The sequence below is a fragment of the Peribacillus sp. NPDC060253 genome, from assembly GCF_042727425.1.
GTDB lineage: Bacteria > Bacillota > Bacilli > Bacillales > DSM-1321 > Peribacillus.
The window spans coordinates 1-4,561 of the sequence record NZ_JBHXAS010000213.1 but is presented as its reverse complement, the minus strand read 5'-3'; the positions used below and the strand labels follow the sequence as shown (position 1 = coordinate 4,561).

4 protein-coding genes, 3 pseudogenes and 1 riboswitch are annotated in these 4,561 nt (G+C 32.6%); of the genes and pseudogenes, 2 read left to right on the top strand and 5 right to left on the bottom strand.

The features are described from left to right. Positions 1-44 precede the first annotated feature (44 nt). Both ACFWE9_RS26065 and ACFWE9_RS26060 read left to right on the top strand, forming a co-directional pair. A complete protein-coding gene (locus ACFWE9_RS26065; RefSeq protein ID WP_377359543.1) occupies positions 45-530 on the top strand; it encodes a hypothetical protein in 486 nt (161 codons plus the stop codon). Positions 531-929: 399 nt separating this feature from the next. Next, positions 930-1,295 (top strand): hypothetical protein, encoded by a 366-nt coding sequence (locus ACFWE9_RS26060; protein WP_230160015.1) that lies wholly within the window; start codon positions 930-932, stop codon positions 1,293-1,295. A 130-nt stretch (positions 1,296-1,425) separates the two neighbouring features. On the opposite strand, the gene ACFWE9_RS26055 is transcribed toward ACFWE9_RS26060, so the two are convergent. From ACFWE9_RS26055 to ACFWE9_RS26045, 5 genes and pseudogenes are all read right to left on the bottom strand, one after another. Further along, positions 1,426-2,244, bottom strand: a complete 819-nt coding sequence (locus ACFWE9_RS26055) for a 5'-methylthioadenosine/S-adenosylhomocysteine nucleosidase (RefSeq protein ID WP_377359545.1) — start codon at positions 2,242-2,244, stop codon at positions 1,426-1,428. A 223-nt stretch (positions 2,245-2,467) separates the two neighbouring features. Beyond that, positions 2,468-2,571: riboswitch (purine riboswitch) on the bottom strand. Positions 2,572-3,235: 664 nt separating this feature from the next. Next, positions 3,236-3,361 (bottom strand): annotated as a pseudogene (locus ACFWE9_RS27165) (DUF7878 domain-containing protein); the annotation flags it as partial. Then, positions 3,345-3,551, bottom strand: a pseudogene (locus ACFWE9_RS27160) (DUF7878 domain-containing protein); the annotation flags it as partial. The pseudogenes ACFWE9_RS27160 and ACFWE9_RS27165, both read right to left, overlap by 17 nt. A 13-nt stretch (positions 3,552-3,564) precedes the next feature. Then, positions 3,565-3,750: pseudogene (locus tag ACFWE9_RS26050) on the bottom strand (SAR2788 family putative toxin); the annotation flags it as partial. Between the two features lie 215 nt (positions 3,751-3,965). Further along, positions 3,966-4,517 (bottom strand): hypothetical protein, encoded by a 552-nt coding sequence (locus ACFWE9_RS26045; RefSeq protein WP_230160011.1) that lies wholly within the window; start codon positions 4,515-4,517, stop codon positions 3,966-3,968. Between the last annotated feature and the right edge of the window lie 44 nt (positions 4,518-4,561).

The window sequence follows — 4,561 nt, the reverse complement described above, 5'->3', positions numbered from 1 at the left end:
CTACATAAGATATTATATAAAATAATGAAAGTAGTGACGGAAATATGAATAAAAAAAATATTTTTTTTGTATTGGTGGTATGTATTGTTATTGTTGCTGCAATAGTGAATTATTCTTCTCCTGGTTTAGCATCGAATTTGATTTATTCCTATAGTGTAACTAAAAGTTATACAGAAAATATAGAGAATACTAAGAATTATGCTAAGGTTCCCTTTGGCAAGGAAGTGACTAAAAAAGTAGATTATTATAGTGGAGTTGATCTAAAAGACGGAGAAATTCCAAAGAGAATCGAGGCTGAATTAAAAGATAGCTTCAATAAGCCAGTAAAATATAAACAAGAAATGATATTGACAGGCCCAGAAAAAGGTTATAAATATCGTAATTATTTTATTACAGAAAAGCGTGATAAAGGTGAATATACAATTATTGAGAAAAATAAAATAACCGGAAAAGAAAAAAAGTATGATGGAACCTATATAGAACCTAGTTCACAAGATCCCTTAAAAAATTGGTCTCGAGATACAAAGTAATTTACCGGGGAATGCCACTTAATAATATAAACACTTAACTTTTTGTTTCGTTTGTGTCCTATTATCCTATTACTTTTTATATGGGCAGCTATGAATAGTGTCCCTACATGGCTTGGGGTAATTAATTGTATGTGGAATCATGGCTGCAGTCTTATAGTGGGTAGAATAACATTAGATGAACTTAAAATCTTTACTAGAGCAAACAGTGTAATAAACTGATTGCTCTAGTAAATTTATGTTTATATTTGGTATAAGAGTTTATTAGATATTGATATACATCGGGAGAAAATTTTTTTGGAGAATACAGAATTAACTGTATGGTTGGTGTTAAAATATCATCTCAAAACATACACTCTTCATAGAAAAGTATTAGATTTTAGACATTGAGGAGATGGAGAAATGAACTTCGAGATGCAAATAGCGAATATGCTGGCAAAAAATATACATGGTTTTATAAAATTTGTTGATAAACATCATAAAAATAAAAACAACATCTTTTGTTTACATACAGATAAATTGTATCAATTAAAGCTTCTTGTTGAGGAGTTTAAGTTTCAAGTATTGGCAGATGAACTTAAAAGAATCAATCGGTTTACCTGGGATGAAAACTACACGCATTTATTGGTTGATAGATTTAGAAAAGGAATGAGCATCATTGAGGAATACGTAGAAAATAACTACAGTGATTTATTCATTTTTACCGCCAGACTTTACACATTGAATAGCCTCAGCTTATTATTTTGCAAGGAGGAAGAATCAATATAACCAAAAAATAGTCCGGTAAATATGAGCAAAGCCCTCCGCAAATAAAAGAAGAGCACATATTATTGTATCTAATATGTGCTCTTCTTTTATTTCATTATAGGGATAGTTGGCATCTGCTCCGAGCCCGATATTATTTGCTTGGCATCGTAGAGATATATTGTTTGACTACTTCATAAACGTATTCTTGATTGGATGCTGCTGTATTAGGGTTATATTTACCGCCGTTCACTTTATTATTGGATAGCACTCGTATTCCTAAGAAGGGCACATCGTAAGCTTTGGCGATTTGTGCTGCCGAGGCTCCTTCCATTTCTTCTACAGATGTACCATATTTCGTATGGAACCACTTAATCCGATCCACTTCATTATTCCAAACGTCTGCAGAACCGATAGTACCATCGACAACCTTACCTTTTGTGTAGGTATCTTTAACGGCATGAGCAGCTGCGAGTAAATCCTTATCTCCCTCGTAGAAGCGTGGCTTTTCAGCATTAGGATCTTCTCCTGCGCTTCCTGCAGAAGCCATGAGGTCCATCGGTTTCCATACAGTTGGATCAATTCCTTGGTTTTTAGCTTTATCTGCCGTTTTTAATGAACCTAGGTTTACCGTTCTTTTTCCTAAAACAATATCAAAAACGTTTAAACTTGGATCATGTCCGCCGGATGTACCTTGATTGATTATGGCAATAGGGTTATATCTTTCTATAGCCACTGCTGTAGCGGCAGCTGTGTTTTCCATCCCTTTACCTGTTTTTGCAACGATTACAGGATAATTGTTTAAAGTTCCAATGTAAAATACAAAATCTCCTGATTTTTCTTCTTTAACATTTTTCAACTTTTTGGCGAAATTTTCAGCTTCGATTGGCATAGGACCTTGAACGATAATAGGCCTTTGAGCCTTTTTTTCTGTCGTTTCATTTTTGGGAGTAGAACTGCAAGCTGCAATCATCGACACGAAAAGTAAAGTAATGATTCCTAATAACGAGTACTGCTTTAACCTGTTTTTTCTCATATAAACTCTCCTTCAAACAAATTATCTGATCATTGGTCCAAAGAAAAAGGTCCAGAACGGCATACTGTTTTCTGCCTTCTAGACCTACAAAGTCAAAGTATGGATAATTTAGCAAAAAAAGAAGCGAATGCTAAATCATTAGCTGCTCAAAAAAGCCGGCCAGCCGAATACTTTAACTCGTAGTCTAGTTCTTTCACTGGGAACCAGGTAGAAACGCTCAGACCATATTTCCGAGCATATACGAATAATGATATATACGATTATTACTTTGCTAATATAACAAATAACCGATAGATAATCAATGGAAAAGTGAACATTAAAATATAAATGTAATTTAATGTTCGTATTTTAGGAGGTGTAGTTCGTTGAAAACGTTGATTTCTTTCATGTTAAAAGGAGTTATAATTCTCCATATTCACCGAAGCCGGCCTGCTTATATTTTGGGTTCTGGATTCGATGTGATAACGAAAAAGTGAGATTGTTACCTTGGGAGGAAAGGGGGGGACAATTCTTTTGTGAAGAAGTTAATCACGGCGCATTATCTATCATAGAAGGAAATGCACATGCGAAATAAGGAAATCTATCTCTAAAAAAGAATTGCTGGTGTTAAAATATCATTTCAAAACATACACTCTTCATATAGTTTTTAGACATTGAGGAGATGGAGAAATATACTTCGAGATGCAAAAAGCGAATATGTTGGCTGATAATTATTTCTTCAACAGTTGTACCATATTTCGTATGGAACCACTTAATCCGATCAACATCATTATTCCAAGGATACACAAAAATGAAGATCTACATTAGCAGATCTTCATAGTTAACCTTTAAAAGGTACTTTCCTAATGAAGGTATTCATTTGAAGATCATAATGATTTTCAATATCATTTCCAAGTCTGTTTGTTAGTTGGGTTAGCTTTTGTACTATTTAGCTTAATTCAAAAACATTGTATAATTTATTCACTTCCCAAATTGATGCTAATCTTGCGCTATTTTCAAAAGGGAGCAAAGAAATTATTGTTTCATCTTCATCAAATTCAAGAGAATAATATTTGAATTCTTGTACGACTCACCTTTTTTGTTTGTACCCATTTTAGTAAATAGAGATAAAATTCTAACAATGCAATATCCACTTGGAAATATATATCATTATTTATTTTAATTGTAAGTATCCCCTCAACCCTTAATGCAACGGCAGGAGAATTACTTAAATTAAAGGGAATAGAGTCTTTATCAGTTGTAAACTCATATTCAAATCTACGCTATTGGATAACTCGTCCATATTTTACCATCAAATCCTATCACAATTTTTATTTTCTTTTCACCTTTAGTACCTATCTTTTTACCTAAATTCACTGTAATGACAAATGATAACTTATCATTATCATTTACAGAAATACTTATATTCTTTGATTGCAAACTTTCTTTTATCCATTGATTTAAAAGCGTAATTTCACCCATATTCGGATTAATATACATATTAGAAGTAATTTCTAGTCCTTCTGACTATAAATGAGAAGATATAGATATTTATTTATCGGAGTATTCTGATATTAACATTTAAAAAGAATCTTTATCTACACCGAGCTCTTTTTCTGTTGTTTCTTTATTAATATATAGCATTATATTGTATTTTATTAATTGTCCAAACTATAATATTAATTTGGTCTAAATGAAGTAGTCACTCCTGGTAAAACGATAAAGCGAGATTTATTTAATGCATATGCTGTACCTGTAAGAGTTGCATATCCACCGTTATTTTTATTCATTGTTACACCACCGCTAATAGTTGAACCTAAAGCTCCCATGCCACCTACAGGTGCATCTCTCTTAAAACCAGAATGATATCTTAATTTTACAATACCTTTAAAATTATACGGCCATGCTGTAGCGGGTTTAACAGACCAATATACACTTCTGCCTGTATCACTTGCTACAATACTAGCTCGTCCTCCAGGACCAGTAGCTGATGAATACGACATAGGATTATTCTCATTTACAACAACACTATTAGGATGATTAAAAATAACATCAGATATTTCTGTATCATTTCCAAAACTTCTAACTGTAATTTCATCGTCCATATAGATAATTTCACCTGTTTGAGCTAATTCTTCTAATTCTTGATCTTCTTTTTCACTAGAAAATGTTGGGGTAGCTAATACTAAAGAAAACAGCATGAAAACTATTGGTAAAACGATCTTTTTCACAAAGTATACCTCCTCTTCTATAATTTGTATTTTAGTTATATAAT